We start from the raw sequence: 19,085 nt of genomic DNA on the forward strand, positions 1-19,085 counted from the left end.
TGATGAGTCGTCGCTGGTGCGTCTCGCTTACGCGTCCCCGAAGACGGTGCGGTGCCAGGGCTTGCGGGCAACCGCCGTGTTATCGAACATGACGTGCTTCACCTGGGTGTACTCCTCGAACGAGTACGCTGACATGTCCTTGCCGAAGCCGGAGGCCTTGTATCCGCCGTGCGGCATCTCGCTGATGATCGGGATGTGATCGTTGATCCACACGCACCCGGCCTTCAGCTCGCGTGTCGCGCGGTTCGCCCGGAACACGTCCCGGGTCCAGGCCGAGGCCGCCAGCCCGTACGGGGTGTCGTTGGCGAGCGCCAGCCCCTCCTCGTCGGTGTCGAAGGGCAGGACCACCAGGACCGGCCCGAAGATCTCGGACTGGACGACCTCGCTGTCCTGGGCGGCGTCGGCGATCAGGGTGGGCGGATAGTACGCGCCCTTCCCCAGATCGCCCTGTGGAACCACGCCACCGGTGACCACGCGCGCGTAGGCACGCGCCCGGTCGACGAACGCGGCGACCCGGTCGCGCTGCGCGTGCGAGACCAGCGGGCCGAGGTCGGTGCCGGCGGCGAAGGGATCGCCGAGCCGGACGGTCTCCATCAGCGCCGCCGTCCGCTCGACGAACGCCTCGTAGAGGGGCCGCTGCACGTACGCGCGCGTGGCGGCGGTGCAGTCCTGCCCGGTGTTGATGAGCGCGCCCGCGACCGCGCCGTTGGCCGCGGCCTCCAGGTCTGCGTCGTCGAAGACCACGAAGGGCGCCTTGCCGCCGAGTTCCAGATGGAGGCGCTTGACGGTCCCGGTGGCGATCTCGGCGACCCGCTTGCCGACGGCGGTGGACCCGGTGAAGGAGGTCATGGCGACGTCGGGATGCCCGACCAGGTGCTCGCCGGCCTCCTTCCCGGTCCCGGTGACGATGTTGACGACACCGTCGGGCAGACCGGCCTCGGTGGCCGCCAGGGCGAAGAGGAGCGAGGTGAGCGGGGTCGGCTCGGCGGGCTTGAGCACGATCGTGTTGCCCGCGGCGATCGCCGGGAGGATCTTCCAGGCGGCCATCTGGAGGGGGTAGTTCCAGGGCGCGATGGAGCCGACCACGCCGACGGGCTCACGCCGGACATAGGAGGTGTGGTCGGCGGAGTACTCGCCGGCCGCCTGCCCCTGGAGATGGCGGGCCGCGCCGGCGAAGAACGCGGTGTTGTCGATCGTCCCCGGGACGTCGAACTCCCGGGTCAGCTTCAGCGGTTTGCCGCACTGGAGGGACTCGGCCCGGGCGAACTCCTCGGCCCGGTCGGCGAGGACGGCGGCGAAGCGGTGCAGGGCGTCGGAGCGCTCGCCCGGGGTGAGGCCGGACCAGGCCGGGAAGGCGGCGCGGGCGGCGGCGACGGCGGCGTCGACGTCCACCGTGGAGGCCGGCTCGTAGCGGTACACCTCCTCTCCCGTGGCCGGGTCGACCACGGCGTGGGCACGGCCCGAGGTGCCGCGGGTGAGGCGGCCCGCGATGTACTGGGCGCCGCCCGAGAGGCGCTCCTGCGCGGGGAACCGGTCCTGCATGTCGCTCTCCTCCGCCTTCGCCCCGCTGTGCGCGGGGGCGGGTTGCGTAGCTCCAGCCTGATTTGATTGCCGATCCTGACAGAGCAAGGGCACTCCAACAAGGGATTCCGTTGTTGCCTTTTGGTTACGCGACGAAATCTGTCGGCGGGCGTCGAACCGGAGAGGGAAAAGGCAGGACGCTGTGTCAGTGGCGCGTGCCATCCTCGGGTCCATGGAGCAGATCGATGGCCTGGAAGCCCTGGTCAGGGCGGTCCGGGCGGGGGCGAGGATCAAGTACCTGCACTTCTGGGGGCACCGGCCGCTGCCCGGCGGGCGGGTGGGCCCGAGCTGCCTCAGTCAGTGGTGGCCGTCACCGTTCGTGGTCGAATCAGTCGCGTATGCGACGGCCGAGCACTGGATGATGGCGCAGAAGGCGAGGCTTTTCGAAGACGCGGAGGCGGAGCAGCGGGCGCTGGCCGCCGGACACCCCTCGCAGGCGAAGAAGGCGGGGCGGCTGGTCCGCGGCTTCGACGAGGCGGTCTGGGAGCGGGAGCGGCTGCGGATCGTGGTCGAGGGCAGCGTCCACAAGTTCGCCTCGGACCCCGCGCTGCGCTCGTTCCTGCTGGGCACCGGCGACCGGGTACTGGTGGAGGCCAGCCCCGTGGACCGCGTTTGGGGCATCGGCCTGTCCGCGACCGACGAGGCGGCGACGACCCCGGAACACTGGCGAGGCCAGAACCTCCTGGGCTTCGCCCTGATGCAGGCCCGGGAGCGGCTGCGGGCGGGGACGGCCTGAGGCGGTCAGGGGGACACGATGACGAAGATTCCCAGGGCGATCGCGAGGACGGTGCCGACGGTTCCGCAGATGATCCCGGCCAGGGCCTGGCCGGGGTTCGATGCCTCGCCGCGGCGCGCCTTGCCGCGGCCGATCGCGCCGAACACGACGCCGAGGATGCCGAGGACGATGGCCAGCGGCCACAGGCAGAAGACCACGGCGGCGAGGATCCCGAGCACGAGTCCGGCGACGCCCATGCCGTTGCTGTCCCCCGCCCCGTTTCCGCCCCAGCCGTAGAGGCCCGGAGCGCCGCCCCCGTAGTGGGGCTGGGAGGGATGGGCGGGATGGGCGTAACCGCCGGGGTAGCCGTAGGGGACCTGTCCGGGGCCGTCGGGGGCTATCGGCGGCGGCGGGACGGCCCCGCCCTGCACGGGGGGCGGTGCGAAGAGGTTGGGGGGCGGGCCGCCCGCCGCCGTGGCGGGGTTGGGCGGCGGGTAGGAGCCGAGCGGGGCGCCTGCCTGCGGGCCGCCGGTCTGCGGGCCGCCGAAGGGGGTGGCCCAGGGCTGCGGCTGCGGGGTCACGCTGGGCAGAGAGGTGACCGTCTGCTGGTCGTGGACGGTCGGGAGCGGTCGGTCCTCGGGAGCCAGCGGCTCGTTCGCGGCGACGGTGTGTCCGGGACCGCTCTGCGCGCTGTCGCCCGGCGCCGCCCAGGGGTTCGGCGCGCCTTTGTCCAACCGCACTTCGGGAACCGCGTCCTGCGGACCGTCCGCCGGAGTCGGCGCGTCGTCGGACATGCGTGGATCCCCTCTGTCGCACTCGGTCGCCCTCGGTCGCCCGCTGTCGAGCGTTCCGTCATGCTACGGCCCGCAGTCGGCGGGGCCCACGGCGGTCTCCCGCCCCCTCCGCCTACGATGATCCCGGGATCTCGGGATCCCGACTCGCCGATCAGCCGATCACCCGCGTCCCGTCCGGCCCGCCTGGCCCGGGGCGCCGTCCCGGGGAGGACCCCATGACCGACCGCCTCGACGCAGCCGCAGCAGCCGCCACCGGATCCGCCGGATCCACCGGCCCCCGAGATCTGCACTCCTTCATCGCCGGGCTGCCCAAGGCCGAACTGCACGTCCACCACGTGGGCTCCGCCTCCCCCCGCATCGTCTCCGAGCTGGCCGCCCGGCACCCCGACTCCAAGGTGCCCACCGACCCCGAGGCCCTGGTCGACTACTTCACGTTCACGGACTTCGCCCACTTCATCGACGTGTACCTGTCCGTCGTCGACCTGATCCGCACCCCGGAGGACGTCCGGCTGCTGACCTACGAGGTCGCCCGGGACCTGGCCCGCCAGCAGGTGCGGTACGCCGAGCTGACCATCACGCCGTTCTCCTCCACCAGGCGCGGCATCGACGAACTCGCCTTCATGGACGCGATCGAGGACGCCCGCAAGGCGGCCGAGGCGGAGTTCGGGACCGTCCTGCGCTGGTGCTTCGACATCCCCGGCGAGGCGGGACTCGAGGCCGCCGAGGAGACCACCCGCCTGGCCACCGACGACCGGGTCCGCCCCGAGGGACTGGTCTCCTTCGGGCTCGGCGGCCCCGAGGTCGGCGTACCGCGCCCCCAGTTCAAGCCCTACTTCGACCGTGCCATCGCCGCCGGCCTGCGCTCGGTGCCGCACGCCGGCGAGACCACCGGGCCCCAGACGGTGTGGGACGCGCTGACCCACCTGCGCGCCGAGCGCATCGGACACGGCACCAGCTCCGCGCAGGACGAGAAGCTGCTCGCGCACCTCGCCGAGCACCGCATCGCCCTGGAGGTGTGCCCGACCTCGAACATCGCCACGCGCGCGGTCCGCACCCTCGACGAGCACCCGATCAAGGAGTTCGTGAAGGCGGGCGTGCTGGTCACGATCAACTCCGACGACCCGCCCATGTTCGGCACCGACCTGAACACCGAGTACGCGGTCGCCGCCCGTCTCCTCGACCTCGACGAGCGGGGTCTCGCCGACCTCGCGGGGAACGCGGTCGACGCCTCCTTCCTGGACGCGGCCGGCAAGCGAGGCGTCCAGGACGAGATCGACACGTACACCACCGCATGGCTCGATGCCTGACGTGGACACAATGGGCCCATGCAGAACGTGACGGCCGTGGCCCATCGCGGCGACCCCTACCGCTTCCGTGAGAACACGATCGACTCGCTGCGTTCCGCGCTCGACCAGGGCGCGGACGCCGTCGAGTTCGACGTGCGGCTCACCAAGGACGGCGTGCCCGTCCTGCTGCACGACGCGACGCTGAAGCGGCTCTGGGAGCTGGACCGGCCGCTGCGGTCGCTGTCCGCCGCCGAGGTGCACGGGCTGACGGCCGGCGCGGTGCCGACCCTCGCGGAGGCGCTCGCGGCGACCGAGGGCAGCCGGCTGATGCTCGACCTGCCGGGCACCCGGGAGGCGGGCACGGCCCGCCGGATCGTCGACGCCGTCCGCGAGGCCGGGGCGGCGGACCGGGTCTACTACTGCGCCGACGCGACCGCGATGCTGGCCGTGCGCAGCGCCGACCCGGCCGCCGAGATCGCCCTGACCTGCACGAGCCTGGCCCCGCCGCGCCCCACGCTGCTGGCGGCGGTGCGGCCGCGCTGGCTCAACTACCGCTTCTCCCTGGTGGACCGGGGCCTCGCGGACCGCGTCCACCACGACGGCTACCTGCTCTCCGTCTGGACCCCCGACACCCGCCGCTCCATGCGCCGGCTCATCGACGCGGGCGTCGACTCCCTCACCACCAACCGCATCGACGTCCTGACCGCCCTGCGCAAACAGGGCTGGCAGCGTGGCGGCGCGCCGGACTACACGCGCGAGGTCTGAGCCACCGTCGCCGGGTCGGCCGGGGTCGCGCGCGTGAGGTACTGCGGGACCGGGGTGTCGTCCGCGCCGGTGTCGCGGACCAGGCCGTAGCGGGTCGCGCCCTGGGCGGGGCCGGTCGTGACGTCCTTCTCGACGGCGTCCCAGGTCGTCGGGAAGACGTTGAGACCGTAGTCGCCGCCCCGCTCGTTCACGGTGAGGGTGACGGTGCCGGCGACGTAGAAGTACTCGTTCTGCCACATCTGCTGGGCGCCGGACGGCAGCACGAGGTAGCCGGTGGTCTTGCTGCCCATGCCGGTGGCCGTGCTGTCCGTGTCGCTGACGGGGTCGTCCATTCGGCGACCGCCGCCCGAGGCGACGTGGAAGAGCTTGCCCTTGAGGCCGGTCCAGCTGGGCATGACCAGGCTGCCGGGCCGGTACTGCGGCGATATCTGCCAGCGCACGAGGACATAGCCCTGGCCGCTGAGCGTGACGCTGTCCCCGCGGTGGTTCATGGTGGCGTGCGCGCCGCCGCTGCTGGTGACGCCGGACGCGGGCCGCTGCGGCAGGGCGGCCGGCGGTGCGGCCGGGTCGGGCGCGCTGTCGACGGCGTCGACGACACCGCCGTACCGGGCCGTCCGCTGCTCGCCCGCCGAAGCGGACGCGGACGGGGACGCGGACTTCGACGGTGAGGCGGAGGCCGAGGACGGAGGGGAGAACGGCGGGGGTGCGGTGGCCGGTGCGCTCGCCGCCGTGGGCGAGACGGCCGCGCGGGCGGGCGGGTCGTCGGGGGTCTGCACGACGACGTAGGCGCCGCCCGCGGCGAGCGTCGCGCCGGCCGTGACCGCGACGGCCGGCTTGGTCAACGCGGTCAGCACCTTCGCGGACCAGCCGGCGGAGGCCGTGCCGGCGGCCGCGGCGGCCGTCTTGCCGCCGAGGGCGAGGGAGATCGTGAAGCCGGCCGGGACCGGCACCAGCGCGATCCCGACGAGCAGCCGTTCCGCGGGGACGACGGACTCGCGGGTGTCTCCGCAGTAGCCGCAGCCGCGGATGTGCCGGGCCAGCCGCTTGCGCCAGACGGAGTCGGGCCGGCCGTCCCAGCGGGCGGTCAGTTCGCGCAGGTCGGGGCAGGCGCCGTCGAGGGCGCGCACGATGCCCCGGGAGACCTCGAGCCGCTCCTTCACCCGTTGGACGCGCACGGCGGCGTGCTGCCGGCTGATGCCGACGGCCGCGGCCAGTTCGCGGCGGCTGAGTTCGCCCGCGACCTCCAGCCACCACAGGGACAGCAGTTGCCGGTCCTCGTCGTCCAGCCAGCGCACCGCCTCCGCGACCTCGCGCCGCTGGCCTTCCAACTGGAGCCGGAGCACGGTGAGTTCGGCGAAGTCGGCGGTCTCGCCCTGCGGCACGCTGTCGTCGAGGCGCTGGGTGGTCCCACGGCGGGCGCGGTCCCGGATCTGCCGCATGGCGATCGCGACCAGCCAGGAGCGGAAGCTGTCGGGGTCGCGCAGGGAGCCGAGGTTGTCGACGGCGCGCAGCATGGTCTCCTGGACGACGTCGTCGACGTCGGCGTGGCCGTTCAGGGCGCGGCCGACGATGTTGTAGACGAGCGGCAGCCAGCCCGCCACCAACTCGTCCATCGCCTGCCGGTCGCCTCCCTGCGCCTCGGCGATGGTGGCACGCCAGTGCCGGGCGGCCTCGGCGTCGGCGTACGTCCTCATGCCCGCACCCTCTCAGCCGGGCCCCCGCTCCTGGCAATGTCGCAGATCACACCCCAGGGGACGGGCCGGGCGGCCTCCGGATAACAGTTTTTCGGCACCCGCAGGGGACGCTCCTGGCAACTCGCCCATCTCGTAAGGCAGTTGCTCAGGGTTCCTTCGGGGGCGGGCACCCCCCTCGGCGACGATCCGGAACGGTCCCCCACCGCCGGAGGATCATCACGAATCTTCCGACACCCCCTGCCCGGAGTCCCCGCGGGCGCGCTCGGCGCCGCACCACCGTCCTCGCCGCCTCCCGTGGTTCCAGCCGGCCGGAACGCCACCGCGACGCTCCGCGACGCGACCACAGGAATCGCTTCACCCCCGGCCTGAAGGCCGGAGCACTGCGAATGATTCCCGGTGGCTCACTCCAGCGGGTCCTCCAATGCCACGTTGCGCAGGCCCGGGAGATGGCCGTCCAGCTCCCCGGGCTCGAACCGGCACATGCCCACCGCGTGCCAGAACTCGCCGGTGACGTCGCCCTCGTACTTGTAGCCGCCGGACGGCGCGAGCGCGGCCCAGCCGCCCGGCAGGCCGACCAGGGTGGCGCGCAGCGCGGCCGGGCCGCCGTCGGCGGGGAACTGCCACAGCCGGACGGTGCCGTCCTCGCCGCCGCTGGCCAGGGTCGAGCCGTCGGGGCTGAAGGCGACCGCGAGGACGCGGCCGGTGTGGCCGGTCAGGGCGGCGAGCCGGCGGCCGGTGCGGGCGTCCCAGAGGCGGACCGTCCGGTCGTCGCCCGCGGTCGCGAGCAGCGGGCGGCTCGGGTGAGCCGCGGCCGTCCACAGCTTGCCGGTGTGGCCGGTGAGCCGGTGCGCGGCCACGCCGTCGCGCCAGATCACCGCCCGGCCGTCCCAGGAGGCGCTGGCCAGCCAGGAGCCGTCGGGCGCGAACGTGACGGCGTAGACCCGGTCGGTGTGCCCGTCGAGGACGGCGGTGACCCGGCGCTCGGCCAGGTCCCAGAGGCGCACCTTGCGGTCGTCGCAGCCGGTGGCCAGGAGCGCGCCGTCGGGCCGGAAGGCGACCGAGCGGACCCGTCCGAAGTGCTCGCCGATGGTGACGACGTGCGCGCCGGTCGCCCGGTACCACAGGCACACCGTGTCGTCGTCGTTGGCGGTGGCGAGGAGTTCGCCGTCCGGGCTGAACGCCTCCGCCCAGACGTGGTCGGTCTCGACGTCCATCTCGCGCTGGTACTCGCCCGTCTCGGCGTTCCACAGGTACATGTCGCCGTCGCTGCTCGCGGTGGCGAGCAGCGGGCCGCCGGGGCTGAACACGGCCGAGATCAGCCGGTCGCTCTGCCCGGCCAGCTCCCGCAGCCGCCGCCCGGAGGCGCAGTGCCACAGCCGGACGACGCCGTCGTTGCCGCCCGCCGCCAGCATCGAGCCGTCGGCGCTGAAGGAGAGCGTGCCGATCCGCCGCCCGTGCCCGCGCAGGATCCGCCGCCCCTGACCGGTGGCGGGGTCCCAGAGCCGGACGACGCCGTCGTTGCCGCCGGTGACCAGCAGCGAGCCGGTCTCCGGTGCGGCCCCCTCGCCGGCCGGCCGGAACTTGCACACCCAGACCGAGCCGCGATGCTCCGTGGGCTGCCGGGTGAGCGCCACGGCGGCCGGGTCGGCCTCCGGGGCGAACCGCCACAGCCGGACGACGCCCTGGCTGTCGCCGGCGGCGAGCAGCGTGCCGTCGGGATCGAACAGCACCTGGTAGACGGCCCCGCGGCAGCCGCCGAGCACCCCGGCGCCGGCTCCGGCGGCCAGGTCCCACAGCCGCACCTCCCCCTCGGTGTCGCCGCTCACCAGGAACCGGCCCCCGGGGTGGAAGTCCAGCGTGTAGACGCGGCCGGCGTGCCCGGTGAAGGTGTGCACCACCCGCCGCCCGGCCACGTCCCACACCCGCACGGTCCCGGCCCGCCCGTCGCCCATGTCGCCGGTGGCCAGCAGCGTGCCGTCCGGACTGAACCGGGCCCGGAACACCGCGCCCCGATGCCCCGGCAGCGCCCCGAGCAGCCGCCCGGCGCCGAGGTCCCACAGCCGGACGGCGGCGGAGGCGTCCCCGGTGACGAGGGTGGCGTTGTCGGCGGCGAACGCGACGGTGTAGACGGGCGCTGAGTGCCCGGGCAGCCGGTGCAGCGGGGCGCCGGTGGCGGTGTCCCACACGGTGACCACCCCGTCGGCGTCGCCGGTGGCGAGCAGGGACCCCCCGGCGTCGAGGACGACGGGCCAGACGCCCCGCGGATGGATCTCCAGCCGGTGCCGGCACGCGCCGGACACCGGGTCCCACAGCCGGACGGTGCCGTCCGCGCTGCCGGTGGCGAGGACCCGCTCGCGGAACTTGACGGCGTAGACGCGGTCGGTGTGGCCCTGGAGGGTGCGCAGGGCGGTGCCGGTGACGGCGTCGCAGACCAGCACCCCGCCGTCCTCGCTGCCGACGGCGAGGAGTTCGCCGTCGGGGCTGTAGGAGATGGGTTCGGGCAGTCGGCTGGTGCGCATGTCGAAGCCGTAGGGCACGCCGACCGCGGAGGGCCGGAACCCGGAGTCGACGGCCATGCCGGGCGCGAGCGCCGCGACCGACAGTTCCGGGGTGTCCGGCAGCCCGGCTCCGGTGGTCGCGCCGATGAGCGCGGCCCGCCGCCAGCGGCCGCCCTCGACGCGGGCGCCGGTCAGATCGGTGCGGATCAGCCGGGCCCGCCGCAGGTCGGCTCCGCGCAGGTCGGCCCCGGTGAGATCGGCGCCGTCCAGCCGCGCGCCGGTCAGCCGGGCGTCCCGCAGAACGGCCCCGGAGAGGTCGGCGCCGACGAGCCGGGCGTCGGTGAGGTCGGCGCGGGTCAGGTCGACGCCGGAGAAGTCGCGGTAGGAGAGGTCCTCCCCGGCGAGGGCCGCGCCGCGCAGGTCGGTGTGGGCGGGCACCCGCAGCCGGGACAGGATCTTCACGGCGTTGGCGCGGGACACCTCCGCGCCCCGGGTCTCCCGCGCGGCCAGCACCTGTTCGGCCCACTCCTGGCAGGCCCGGTGGTCGGCCAGGTCGCACAGGAACTCCACGGCGAGCTGGCTGAGCTGACGCCGACCGAGCAGCGTGCTGTCCCCCGCGGCCAGCCGCAGCGCGCACTCCCGGGCGATGAGCCACTCCACCACCGAGCCGTGGATGAACCGGAACACGCCGTCCTCGCTGCGCACCAGCAGGCTGCCGGAGCCGACCGCGTGCGCGGCCTGCGGGACGGACAGCCGGCTGTCGGCGAGTCCGGTCAGGGTCTCGGCGACGTCCGTCAGCTCGTCGAGCCGCAGCGAGTCCTGGCCGCTCTGCCACAGCCGCAGGGCGAGCGCGGTGACCGCGTTCCACAGCTGTTCCAGGCTGAGTCCGGGGGCCCGGCCGGGGCCGCCGGCCCGTTGCTGCTCGAAGCGCAGCCAGGCGGTGAGCACCTCCTCGTAGAGTCCGGCGGGACTGAGCGCGCGGCCGGCTCCGGCGACGGCGCGCAGCTGGTCGTCGTCCAGGTCGGCGACGAAGCCCAGCAGCCGGGGGTTGCGGCACAGGGCGAGCAGGTCGGGGATGGCGTCGAGCTGGCGGACCCGGCGGTCGGCGGCGCGGTCGTCGCCGTCGTAGCGGTTGATCAGGTAGGCGCGGATCTGCGCCGCGGTGAACTCCTGGACGGCGAGCACCCGGCGGTGCGGGAGCAGGCCGACTCGTTCGCCGAGCGCGGTCAGCACCTGGCCCTGGGAGCGGAAGTGCTGGGTGCGGCTGCTGACGACGATCTTGGCGCTGTCGACGGCGGAGTCCAGGAGCACTTGCAGCCGCTCGGCGGCCCGGTCGTACGTCACCCGGGTGACGAGTTCGTCGAAGCCGTCGAAGAGGAGCACGATCCGGCCCTGCTGGAGCATGTAGCGGAAGGCGCGCAGGTCGATGTTGTCGACGCCGTGGGCGGCGAGGTGCGCGGCGACCAGCCCCTCGAAGGAGTAGGCCCGGTCCAGTGCGTTCAGCTCGACCAACAGCGGCACCAGGTGCGGGAGTTCGACGGGGATGCGGCGGGCCAGCTCGCGCAGCGCGAACGTCTTGCCGTGGCCGAAGTCGCCGAGCAGGAGCAGGAAGCGGCCCTGGTCGCAGTCGAGGAGGCGGAGCATGTCGTCGACCAGGCCGTCGCGGTCCTCGGCGTCGAGCCGCTCGGCCTCGCGGTACCGCTGGGGCAGGTACATGCCCGGGGGATAGCGCGGGTCGGTGCGCAGCCGCTCGCTCTGGGCGCCGACGTAGGCCCGCAGGTCGAGCAGGCCCTGGAACTCGGTGAAGCTGCGCACCCGGACGCCTCTGCGGCGGGCCTGGTCGCGCAGTTCGCGAGCGGGCGGCGGGCCGTCGTGGACGAGTTCGGCCTCGGTCTCGGAGTCGGCCGCGTGGACGAGCGCGACCACTCGTTCGACGTCCTGGTCGGTGGGGGTGCCGGTGTGCACGGCGACCCGTTGCTGGCGTACGAAGCCCGACTGGGTCCAGGTGACGAGGAGTTGGGGCACCGGACCGGCGACCGGGCGGATCTGCGCGCCCTCGTGCCGGGTCCGGCAGACCTCCGCGACCCGGGCCAGCAGTATGTCGGCGGGCGACTGCACGGCCCGCGGCTCGGGGTCGGGCACGGCCGTCGCGTCCGGGACGCCGTCCGGCACACCGGCGGGACCGTCGTCGCAGTGGTCGTCGGGGGCGAAGGCGCGGTGGGCCCGCCGCCACTCGACGCGGCTGCGGCGCGGCTCGCCGGGGCCCGGCCAGGCGGCGAGTCCGTCGCGGCCGATGCGCAGGAGCTGGTGCCGGGCGGGTCCGGCCGCGCCGAGCAGCGGCAGCTCGCCGGCGGCGGTGGGCAGGGCCGGGTGCGCGCCGGGGCCGGTCGGGCCGTGCAGCAGCAGATGCAGCCGGGGCGCGGTGAGCCGGGCCAGCACGTCGGTGTCGCGCAGCGGCCCCGAGCCGTCCGGGGCGGCGCCGCGCAGCACCCCGGCCCGGGCCGTCCCGGGGGCGTGCCGCAGCGCGCCGATGCGCAGCCATCCCTCCTCCTCGTAGGGCCGCAGCGCCTGCGCGAACCAGGCGGCCTGCTCGGGCCCGAGCAGGCCGTACTGGTCGTCGAGCCGATGGCTGTAGGCCATCGAGGAGTTCAGCCCGGCGACGACGGTGTGCAGCTCGGGCACGGGGAAGAGGGTCCACGGCTGGTCGCTGTCGAAGACGGCGTCGAGCCCCTGGTACAGCTCCTGGAAGAGTCGGGCGAAGTGCCGCCACTTGGGCCAGTACGGCGGCCGGGGCGGCATCTCGTCGGCCTCGCAGGTGCTGAAGTAGGCCCGGCAGGCGGCCTGGTTGACGTCGTGGCCGCCCGGGACGAGGGCGACCCGGTGCGGTTCGAGGCCGAGCAGCGCCCGCAGTCCGGTGAGGAAGGCGAGCGCCTGGTCGAACTCGCGGGGGCTGCCGGAGGCGGTCAGGTCGCCGGTGACCACCAGCAGGTCGGGGGCGGGCGCGCCGACGTCGTACAGCTCGACGAGGTCGCCCCAGATCGCCGCCTGCAGTTCGGCCGGATCCTGCCCGCGCCCGAAGGCGGGCCCGGCCAGTTGGAGCACGGTGACCGCCTCCCGGGTCGCCGGGTCCCCGGTGACCCGCGGATAGGCCGGCGGCGCGGCGGGCCGGCGCCTCCCGGCCCAGCCGGCCCGCCCGAGGGGGCGTCCGGAGGCGGGCGCGACCGGCACGGCGGGGGCGGGCGGGACCGGCCTGCCGTCACCCGGATACGCGGGCCGCAGGCTGGGCCGGGCCCGCCCGTCGAGGGCCTGCCGGACCCGGGTGAGGAGCAGGTCGCGGGCGGCGGCCGGATCGGTGACGGGCACCAGGTCGACGTAGGTGATGGTGGCGAGCAGCCCCTCCACCGGGATGTCCTCGACCCGGACCGTGATCAAGCGCCGCTCGGGCGCGTCCGGGTCGGCGCGCAGCGCGGCCTGCCACTCCATCCGGCCGTACCGGGAGCGCTCGTAGTTCCGCGACAGCACGGCGATGACGGCCGCGGACTCGCTCACCCCCCGGTCCATGAAGTCCACGAAGTTGGTGCCCGCCACGAAGTCCCAGGCCTGCAGGACCGTGCGGTACCCGGCCTCCTCCAGCGTCCAGGCGATCCAGGACGCCCAGCGTTCGTCGGCCGGCGAATAGCTGACGAAGAAGTCCAACGGCCCTGCGTCACCCGTCATCTGACGACCCCCCATGTATGCATGATGCCGTGAGCGAGCGTAGATATGGGCTTTTTCCGGACCGGTCCCCGTCCCTGGTCACAGCGGAGCACAAATGTGCGACCCTTCCCCCCGTGTCTGTGCTGAGGCGTCTGCATGTGCTCGACCGGGTGGCGATCGGTCTTCTCGCGACCGGACTGGTGTGCGTGGCCTCGGGCTTGCTGCCGACCGGTGCGGCGTCCGACGCGATGACCCGGATCGCCCCGCTGCTGGCCTTCCTGGGCACGGTCATCGTGCTCGCCGAACTCACCAGCAGGGCCGAGGTGTTCGACGTGGTCGCGGCGCGGGTGGCGCGGGCGGGCCGGGGCAGCTACGCACTGCTGTTCCTGCTGTGCGTGGCCTTCGCGTCCGTCACCACGATCGCCCTGAACCTGGACACCACGGCGGTGCTCCTGACCCCGGTGATGCTGGCGCTGGCGGCGCGGATCGGCATCGCGGCGGTCCCGCTGGCGATGACGACGGTCTGGCTGGCGAACACGGCGAGTCTGCTCCTGCCGGTCTCCAACCTGACGAACCTGCTGGCCGCGGACCGTGTCGCGCTGTCCCCGCTGGGGCTCGCGGGCCGGATGTGGGCTCCCCAGCTGGCGGCGATCGCGGTGACGACGGCCTGCCTGTGGGTGTTCTTCTGGCGCCGGGGCCGTCGCGCGGCGGCCGGATCGAGCGGCGGGCCGGGCGCGGTGCAGGTGACGGAGCGGGTGCGCGAGAAGGCCCCCGACCGATACGAGCCGCCGCCGGTCCACCGCCCCGCCGACCCCGTCCTCTTCCGCGCCTGCGCGCTCGCCTGCGGCGGGTTCCTGCTGGCGATCCTGGTCGCCGACGTCGAGCTGTGGATCGCGTCCGCGACGGCCGCCGCGGTCGCGGTCGCGGCCTTCGCCCTGCGCGGCCGCTCGGCGCTGCGCTGGTCCCTGATCCCCTGGCGGCTGCTGGTGATGGTCCCGGGGATGTTCCTGGTGGTGGAGACGGTCAACGCGCACGGTCTGCACGACCTGCTGGCGGCGGCGGTCGGCGACGACGGCGGCCTGCTGGGCCAGTTCCGCGCGGCGGCGGTCGGCGGCGGTCTGTCGAACGTCCTGAACAACCTCCCCGTCTACCTGGCCGGCGAGGGGGCCGTGCCGGTCGCCAACCACGATCAGCTCCTCGCCCTGCTGGTGGGCACCAACGCGGGCCCGGTGATCACCCCGTGGGCCTCCCTGGCGACCCTCCTCTGGTACGAACGCTGCCTCGCGTACGGCGTCCGCGTCCCGGTCGCCCGCCTGATGGGAACGGGCACGGTACTGGCGGTCACGGCGGTGACGGCATCGGTCGCCGCGTTGGCACTCACTCGGTAGCCGTCCGGCGTTCAGGAGGTGGGCACGGCGGAGTCGGCGACCAGTTCCAGCAACGACGGCAGCGTCTCCGGTCGGCCAGCGACGAAGGAGCGCTCGGTGTCCGGGCCGGTGAAGCAGCCGGTGAAGTCGCGGCCGTCGAGGTGGCGCAGGGCGACTCCGGCCTCGCGGGCCAGCAGGGCGCCGGCCGGCAGGTCGATGGCCTCCGCGCGGTAGCCGACGAAGCCGTCGATGTCCCCGCGGGCCAGCATCGCCCAGGCCAGCAGGGGCGCCCACAGCTGGAGCAGCCGACGGGAGCGCAGCTCCAGGGTGTGCCGCAGCGCGCGGACCGCGGGGTCGTCGCGGCGCACCGCGTGCCCCTGGGTCCAGGCCAGCAGCGGTCCCGCCGGGGAGGGCGGGCGGCCCGCGGGAACGAGCAGCCGTCCGGCGGGGCCGTGCGCGCCGCGGCCGTGCCGGGCCGACCAGGTCCGTCCGGTCACCGGGTCGTGCACCACGCCGACCACCGGCGCCCCGTCGACGCAGAGGGCGACGCCGACGACGTAGACGGGCAGCCCGATCACCACGTTGTTGCTGCCGTCGAGGGGGTCCACCAGCCAGGTCCGGCCGCCGCCCCCGTCGCCGCCCAGGTCCCCGGCCTCCTCGGCGAGGACCCGGTCGTGCGGGAAGTCCGCGCGGATCCGGTCGACGACCAGGGCCTCGGCCAGCAGGTCCAGGTCGGTGACGACATCGCCGCGGTCGCCCTTGGGGCGGGCCGCGAAGCCGTCGGGGAAGCGGGAGCGCAACAGCGCCCCGGCCGCCTCGGCGGCCGCCACCGCCGTACGGCACTCGGCGGTGAAGTCAGACGAGCGGGGGCTGGGGCTCATGGATCCTCCTGAGCGCGGCCTGGGCGATCCGGGTGGTCTGGGCCGCGTCGCACATCCTGCGGACCATCCGGTGGCCCGGGGCCCGTACCGGGCCCAGGGAGAGGTCCGCCCGGCCGGGCAGCGTGCGTCCCAGCACCAGGGTGGCGGTCGGACGGCCGTCCGGCACCACGGTGGTGTGGAACTCGCCCGCGGCAAGGGCGTAGGTCTGGCCTCGGGCGCTGGTCTGCTCGGGGCCGGGAGAGCAGCGCACCAGCCGTCTGGTGGGCCGCAGTTCGTCCGCCCCGGACGGTTCGCTGCGCACCTCGAAGACCCGGTGGGTGGGCTGCGTGCTCTCCTCGGTCACCTCCATCCGCCGGTTGCTCAGCCGCCCGTACAGCACGGTGCTGGTCAACTCCCAGCTGTGCGAGTGCACTTGATGGTCGGTCAGGACGGGATCGGTCGGCCCGAAGACATGCACGCAGACGCCCTCCGCTCCGTCGCGCAGCACCGGCAGGCAGACGAACCCCAGTGGATGGCGCACCGCGCGCAGGACGCGGCGGCCGGACACGATCTCTTCCAGGTCCGATGCGGCGTGCCGCATCAGCTCGGCGGACGCACCCCGCCGTGCGGCCCGTTCCAGGGCCGGGTAATCCATCGCTCCCCCTCCCCAGACCGAAGAAAGACGGCGCTCTCACCTGCGGTAGGGATCCTCCGCGTGCAGCGCCTTGTCGATGATGTCGCCGACGTCGCGGTCGGTGAAACTGCTCGGCAGCGGCAGTCCGAGCCGCTCCAGCAGGCGTCTGGCCTCGTCGACGGTCGGCTCGTCGCCGAGCGGGGTGGCCTCCCGCAGGTCGAGTTTGACCGCCTGCTCGCGGCTCTGGTGCAGCTCGGTGACGTAGTAGTCGTACAGCGGCCGCCCCCGCTCGACGTACAGGCTCACGCGGCGCGGGTCGTCCTGGGTGATGATCAGGCAGGTGTCGGACAGGTCGAAGCGCAACGCCGGCGCCACGGAGCTGAGATGGACGTCGATCTCCAGCGTGTCCAGCCGCTGCCGGTGCCAACTGGCGGCCAGGACGGTGGCGTACGACTCCTTGCGGGTGCGTTCGAGGGTCCAGCCGCCGGTGTCCTCGTGTCCGAAGGTGCGTCGGAAGCGGGCGTAGGCCTCGCACACCCGGTCGTCGGCCGGGTTGACGATGTCGATCTTCATGCTGAGGGAACGGCGCTGGCGCTGCGCCTCCCGGACGCACTCCGGCAGGGTGACCGCCCGCAGGTAGGTGCCGGTGCCGCCCTTGAACACCCAGCGGGCGGTGCTGCGTCGGGCCTGTTCGTGCGCCACGCCCACCTCGGGTCCGGCCAGCGTGCGGACCATGGCCAGGTCCTCGATGGCCCGGCTGGTCCCGGCGGTGGCGGCGCGCAGGTCGGCCATCCGCCGGCGCCGTTCGGTCAGCGAGCCGTACACCAGCGCGGCCAGGACCAGCAGGATCGCGCCGGAGACGATGTCGTTGTCCTCGTCGAAGCCCTTGTCCGTGACGTCCAGCAGGGCGACGGTCAGAGCCAGCCCGATGGCGACGACGCCGTCCGCGTTGCGGACCGCCCACGCGATCGAGTCCTCCAGCCGGCGCCCCGACGGCTGCGGTGTACTGCGCGACACGACCACCCTCCCCCGACGGCGACTTCCAGGGTAGGAGCAACCGCCCCCGACGGCTACGGTGCGTGCATCGGCCTCAGCGGCGCGTACTCGACGCGGACGGCGCGATGGACGGCGCACTGGTCTTGGACGACTCGTCCCGCACGGTCGGTGTCGGCGACTGGTCACGGGCGGAGTCCGTGCCGGAGGCAGCGGTGTCGGTGGGCGCAGTCGAGGCCCCGGCGTCCGGTACGGGGGACGGGGCCCCCTCGGTAGGGCGCTCGGTGACCGGCCCGGTCGAGTCCGCCCGGGAGGGCGCGACCGACGGGGTGGGCACGGTCGCCGAGCCGCCCAGCGAGGGCGGGGCGAGCGGGACCGTCGGGCGCGCGGGCGCGTCGGACGCCGTCAGGCGCAGTGGCAGCAGGACGGCGAGCGTGAGGACCGCGCAGGTCGCGCCGGCCCCGGCGGCGGCGCGCAGCAGGCGGCGGCGGGCCGCGCCCCGCCGGATCTCCTGGTAGCGGCCGGGCGGCGCGCCGAGGTGGCCGGAGGCGGGCCTAAGGATGACGGTCAGAGGGTCGTCGGGGTCGAGGTCCGGGCCGTCGTCGAAGTCGTCAGCAGGTGTGATCAAGGCTTCTCCTCAGATGGGCGCGGAGCAGTTCGCGGGCCGCGTGCAGGTCGGCCTTGACGGTCCCTTCCTTGCGCCCGGTCAGCACGGACACCTCCCTGATCGGCATGTCAGCGTAGTAGTGCAGCAGGATGGGCACGCGCAGCCGGTCGGGCAGGGACTGCACGAGCATCCGCACCGAGGGATCGGCCGGTTCGGCGGGCGGGGCGACGGCGGCCTCGACGCCGGCCCGGCGCACGGCCCGGCGCTCCCGTTCGAGCTTGCGCCAGTGGTCGCGGACCAGGTTGGCGGCGGTGACGAAGAGGAAGCCCTGGGGTTCCGCGACGGCCGTCCAGCGGGCCCAGAGCCGGGTGAACGCCTCCGAGGCGATCTCGTGCGCCGTCTCGTCGTCGTCGACGAGGCGGCGGCACCAGCCGGCGAGGCGTGGGTAGAGGGCGGCGAACAGCTCGGACGCCGCCCTCTCCCGTGAGGCGAGCCGCTTCAACGTTCTCCCGCAGCAGTCGGCCCAGCGCCGGGCGATGGGCTCAGCTCGGCGAAGACGATCACGTTGTCGCGGTATCCGTCGCCGGTCCGGGGGCCACCGCATGTGATGAGACGCAACGCGGGCCGGTCCACGTTCCCGTAGACGTCCTCGGTCGGGAACTCGGCCTTGTCGACGGTCCGCACCTCGGTGACGGCGAACTCGGCCGTCGTGCCGTTCTCCAGACGCGCCCCGATCAGATCGCCCTTGCGCAGCCGGTCGAGGCGGCGGAAGACGCCGTCGCCGTACCGGCCGACCGTGACATGGCCGAGGATGACCGACGGTCCGGTCTGGCCCGGCGTCGGCGAGTTCTCGTACCACCCGGCCCGGTCGTCCTGCTCGACCGGAGGCACCTCGACAGTGCCGTCGGCGGCCAGCCCCAGCCGCATGACCGGGGCGTCGACCTCGATGGCGGGGATCCGCAGCCCCACCGGCACCGAGCGCGCCAGGGGCTGCGTCGGCCGGGCGACGGGGGCCGCGGAGGCGCCCGGCGTGCGCGTGGCGGCCGCCGCGGCCGGTTCGGCCTGGTCACCGGCGCAGCCCGTGAGCAGCAGCAGTGCCGCGAGGGCCGACAGGGCGGCCGGGGCACGCCTGGAGAGCGGGCTCATGCGCCGGTCGCCCTCCGGCGCCGGACGACGTAGAAGACGGTGCCGGCCGCCGCGAGGACGCCGGCCGCGCCGCCGCCGATCACCCCGGCGTCGCTGTCGGCGGACGGCTCCTCGACACCGGTTTCGGCCGCGCCCCGCGGCACGACGGCGACCTGGCTCGGAACCGCGGACGGAGCCGTGCTGGCCTCGTCCGCCGGCGCCTGTTTGGTCGGGGCCTCGCTCGGCACGGGGCTCGCGCTGCGGGTGTCGGGGACGGGGGTCGGCGTCCCCGCGTCGGCGAGCGCGGGCGCCGCGCCGGCCAGCAGGGCGGTGGTGGCAACTGCCAGGGCGGCGAGGCCCGTTCGGGGCATGAGTCGCATGAATCGCTCTCTTTCCTCGGTCCGTCGACGGATCGGGCGACGGATCGGGCTAAGAGACGAGACAGCCCTGGGGCAGGTTGTAAAGAGATG

Annotated in this window: 15 protein-coding genes; 4 read left to right on the forward strand and 11 right to left on the reverse strand. The window is 74.3% G+C overall.

The features are described 5' to 3' along the window. Positions 1–27: 27 nt before the first annotated feature. Positions 28–1,542, reverse strand: coding sequence for a gamma-aminobutyraldehyde dehydrogenase (locus tag AB0J04_RS02925; protein ID WP_363166595.1), 1,515 nt, complete (start codon positions 1,540–1,542; stop codon positions 28–30). A 211-nt stretch (positions 1,543–1,753) separates the two neighbouring features. On the opposite strand from AB0J04_RS02925, the gene AB0J04_RS02930 reads away from it, so the two are divergent. After that, positions 1,754–2,317, forward strand: coding sequence for an NADAR family protein (locus AB0J04_RS02930; protein WP_363166596.1), 564 nt, complete (start codon positions 1,754–1,756; stop codon positions 2,315–2,317). A gap of 5 nt (positions 2,318–2,322) precedes the next feature. On the opposite strand, the gene AB0J04_RS02935 is transcribed toward AB0J04_RS02930, so the two are convergent. Next, on the reverse strand, positions 2,323–3,090 hold the full coding sequence (locus AB0J04_RS02935; RefSeq protein WP_363166597.1) for a DUF4190 domain-containing protein: 768 nt from the start codon (positions 3,088–3,090) through the stop codon (positions 2,323–2,325). A gap of 215 nt (positions 3,091–3,305) precedes the next feature. On the opposite strand from AB0J04_RS02935, the gene AB0J04_RS02940 reads away from it, so the two are divergent. Next, positions 3,306–4,397: an adenosine deaminase gene (locus AB0J04_RS02940; RefSeq protein ID WP_363166598.1), complete on the forward strand. Its 1,092-nt coding sequence runs from the start codon at positions 3,306–3,308 to the stop codon at positions 4,395–4,397. 18 nt (positions 4,398–4,415) lie between these two features. After that, a complete protein-coding gene (locus tag AB0J04_RS02945) occupies positions 4,416–5,141 on the forward strand; it encodes a glycerophosphodiester phosphodiesterase (protein ID WP_363166599.1) in 726 nt (241 codons plus the stop codon). Here the strand turns inward: AB0J04_RS02945 and AB0J04_RS02950 are convergent. Both AB0J04_RS02950 and AB0J04_RS02955 read right to left on the reverse strand, forming a co-directional pair. Next, positions 5,123–6,835, reverse strand: coding sequence for a sigma-70 family RNA polymerase sigma factor (locus AB0J04_RS02950; RefSeq protein WP_363166600.1), 1,713 nt, complete (start codon positions 6,833–6,835; stop codon positions 5,123–5,125). The genes AB0J04_RS02945 and AB0J04_RS02950 overlap by 19 nt on opposite strands. A 401-nt stretch (positions 6,836–7,236) precedes the next feature. Continuing rightward, positions 7,237–13,050: a TIR domain-containing protein gene (locus AB0J04_RS02955; protein ID WP_363166601.1), complete on the reverse strand. Its 5,814-nt coding sequence runs from the start codon at positions 13,048–13,050 to the stop codon at positions 7,237–7,239. 113 nt (positions 13,051–13,163) lie between these two features. Here AB0J04_RS02955 and AB0J04_RS02960 point away from each other — a divergent pair, with 113 nt between their 5' ends. Beyond that, positions 13,164–14,417 carry an SLC13 family permease gene (locus tag AB0J04_RS02960; protein ID WP_363166602.1) on the forward strand — a complete coding sequence of 418 codons (1,254 nt, stop codon included), beginning with the start codon at positions 13,164–13,166 and terminating at the stop codon, positions 14,415–14,417. An 11-nt stretch (positions 14,418–14,428) separates the two neighbouring features. Here AB0J04_RS02960 and AB0J04_RS02965 read toward each other — a convergent pair whose 3' ends face one another. The 7 genes from AB0J04_RS02965 to AB0J04_RS02995 all read right to left on the reverse strand — a co-directional run bounded on the left by AB0J04_RS02965 (position 14,429) and on the right by AB0J04_RS02995 (position 18,986). Next, complete coding sequence (locus AB0J04_RS02965; protein ID WP_363166603.1) at positions 14,429–15,277, reverse strand: inositol monophosphatase; 849 nt, start codon at positions 15,275–15,277, stop codon at positions 14,429–14,431. Then, complete coding sequence (locus tag AB0J04_RS02970; RefSeq protein ID WP_363166604.1) at positions 15,252–15,911, reverse strand: hypothetical protein; 660 nt, start codon at positions 15,909–15,911, stop codon at positions 15,252–15,254. Before AB0J04_RS02970 ends, AB0J04_RS02965 begins: the two co-directional genes overlap by 26 nt. Positions 15,912–15,947: 36 nt before the next feature. Next, the gene (locus AB0J04_RS02975) at positions 15,948–16,907 is read right to left on the reverse strand and encodes a hypothetical protein (RefSeq protein ID WP_363166605.1); all 960 of its coding nucleotides are present in this window, start codon (positions 16,905–16,907) and stop codon (positions 15,948–15,950) included. 73 nt (positions 16,908–16,980) lie between these two features. Next, positions 16,981–17,511: a hypothetical protein gene (locus AB0J04_RS02980; RefSeq protein ID WP_363166606.1), complete on the reverse strand. Its 531-nt coding sequence runs from the start codon at positions 17,509–17,511 to the stop codon at positions 16,981–16,983. Further along, entirely contained in the window at positions 17,495–17,992 is a 498-nt protein-coding gene (locus tag AB0J04_RS02985; RefSeq protein ID WP_363166607.1) for an RNA polymerase sigma factor, read from the reverse strand. Before AB0J04_RS02985 ends, AB0J04_RS02980 begins: the two co-directional genes overlap by 17 nt. Then, positions 17,989–18,636: a class F sortase gene (locus AB0J04_RS02990; RefSeq protein ID WP_363166608.1), complete on the reverse strand. Its 648-nt coding sequence runs from the start codon at positions 18,634–18,636 to the stop codon at positions 17,989–17,991. Before AB0J04_RS02990 ends, AB0J04_RS02985 begins: the two co-directional genes overlap by 4 nt. Then, entirely contained in the window at positions 18,633–18,986 is a 354-nt protein-coding gene (locus AB0J04_RS02995; RefSeq protein WP_363166643.1) for a sortase-dependent protein, read from the reverse strand. Before AB0J04_RS02995 ends, AB0J04_RS02990 begins: the two co-directional genes overlap by 4 nt. Positions 18,987–19,085 lie beyond the last annotated feature (99 nt).

Source organism: Streptomyces sp. NPDC050263, from assembly GCF_040655955.1.
In the GTDB taxonomy this organism is placed as follows: domain Bacteria; phylum Actinomycetota; class Actinomycetes; order Streptomycetales; family Streptomycetaceae; genus Streptomyces.

Coding starts and splice junctions, on each gene's coding strand:
- AB0J04_RS02935 (WP_363166597.1), bottom strand. CDS start 3,090: ATGTCCGACGACGCGCCGACTCCGGCGGACGGTCCGCAGGACGCGGTT.
- AB0J04_RS02970 (WP_363166604.1), bottom strand. CDS start 15,911: ATGGATTACCCGGCCCTGGAACGGGCCGCACGGCGGGGTGCGTCCGCC.
- AB0J04_RS02995 (WP_363166643.1), bottom strand. CDS start 18,986: ATGCCCCGAACGGGCCTCGCCGCCCTGGCAGTTGCCACCACCGCCCTG.
- AB0J04_RS02990 (WP_363166608.1), bottom strand. CDS start 18,636: ATGAGCCCGCTCTCCAGGCGTGCCCCGGCCGCCCTGTCGGCCCTCGCG.
- AB0J04_RS02950 (WP_363166600.1), bottom strand. CDS start 6,835: ATGAGGACGTACGCCGACGCCGAGGCCGCCCGGCACTGGCGTGCCACC.
- AB0J04_RS02940 (WP_363166598.1), top strand. CDS start 3,306: ATGACCGACCGCCTCGACGCAGCCGCAGCAGCCGCCACCGGATCCGCC.
- AB0J04_RS02965 (WP_363166603.1), bottom strand. CDS start 15,277: ATGAGCCCCAGCCCCCGCTCGTCTGACTTCACCGCCGAGTGCCGTACG.
- AB0J04_RS02945 (WP_363166599.1), top strand. CDS start 4,416: ATGCAGAACGTGACGGCCGTGGCCCATCGCGGCGACCCCTACCGCTTC.
- AB0J04_RS02925 (WP_363166595.1), bottom strand. CDS start 1,542: ATGCAGGACCGGTTCCCCGCGCAGGAGCGCCTCTCGGGCGGCGCCCAG.
- AB0J04_RS02955 (WP_363166601.1), bottom strand. CDS start 13,050: ATGACGGGTGACGCAGGGCCGTTGGACTTCTTCGTCAGCTATTCGCCG.
- AB0J04_RS02930 (WP_363166596.1), top strand. CDS start 1,754: ATGGAGCAGATCGATGGCCTGGAAGCCCTGGTCAGGGCGGTCCGGGCG.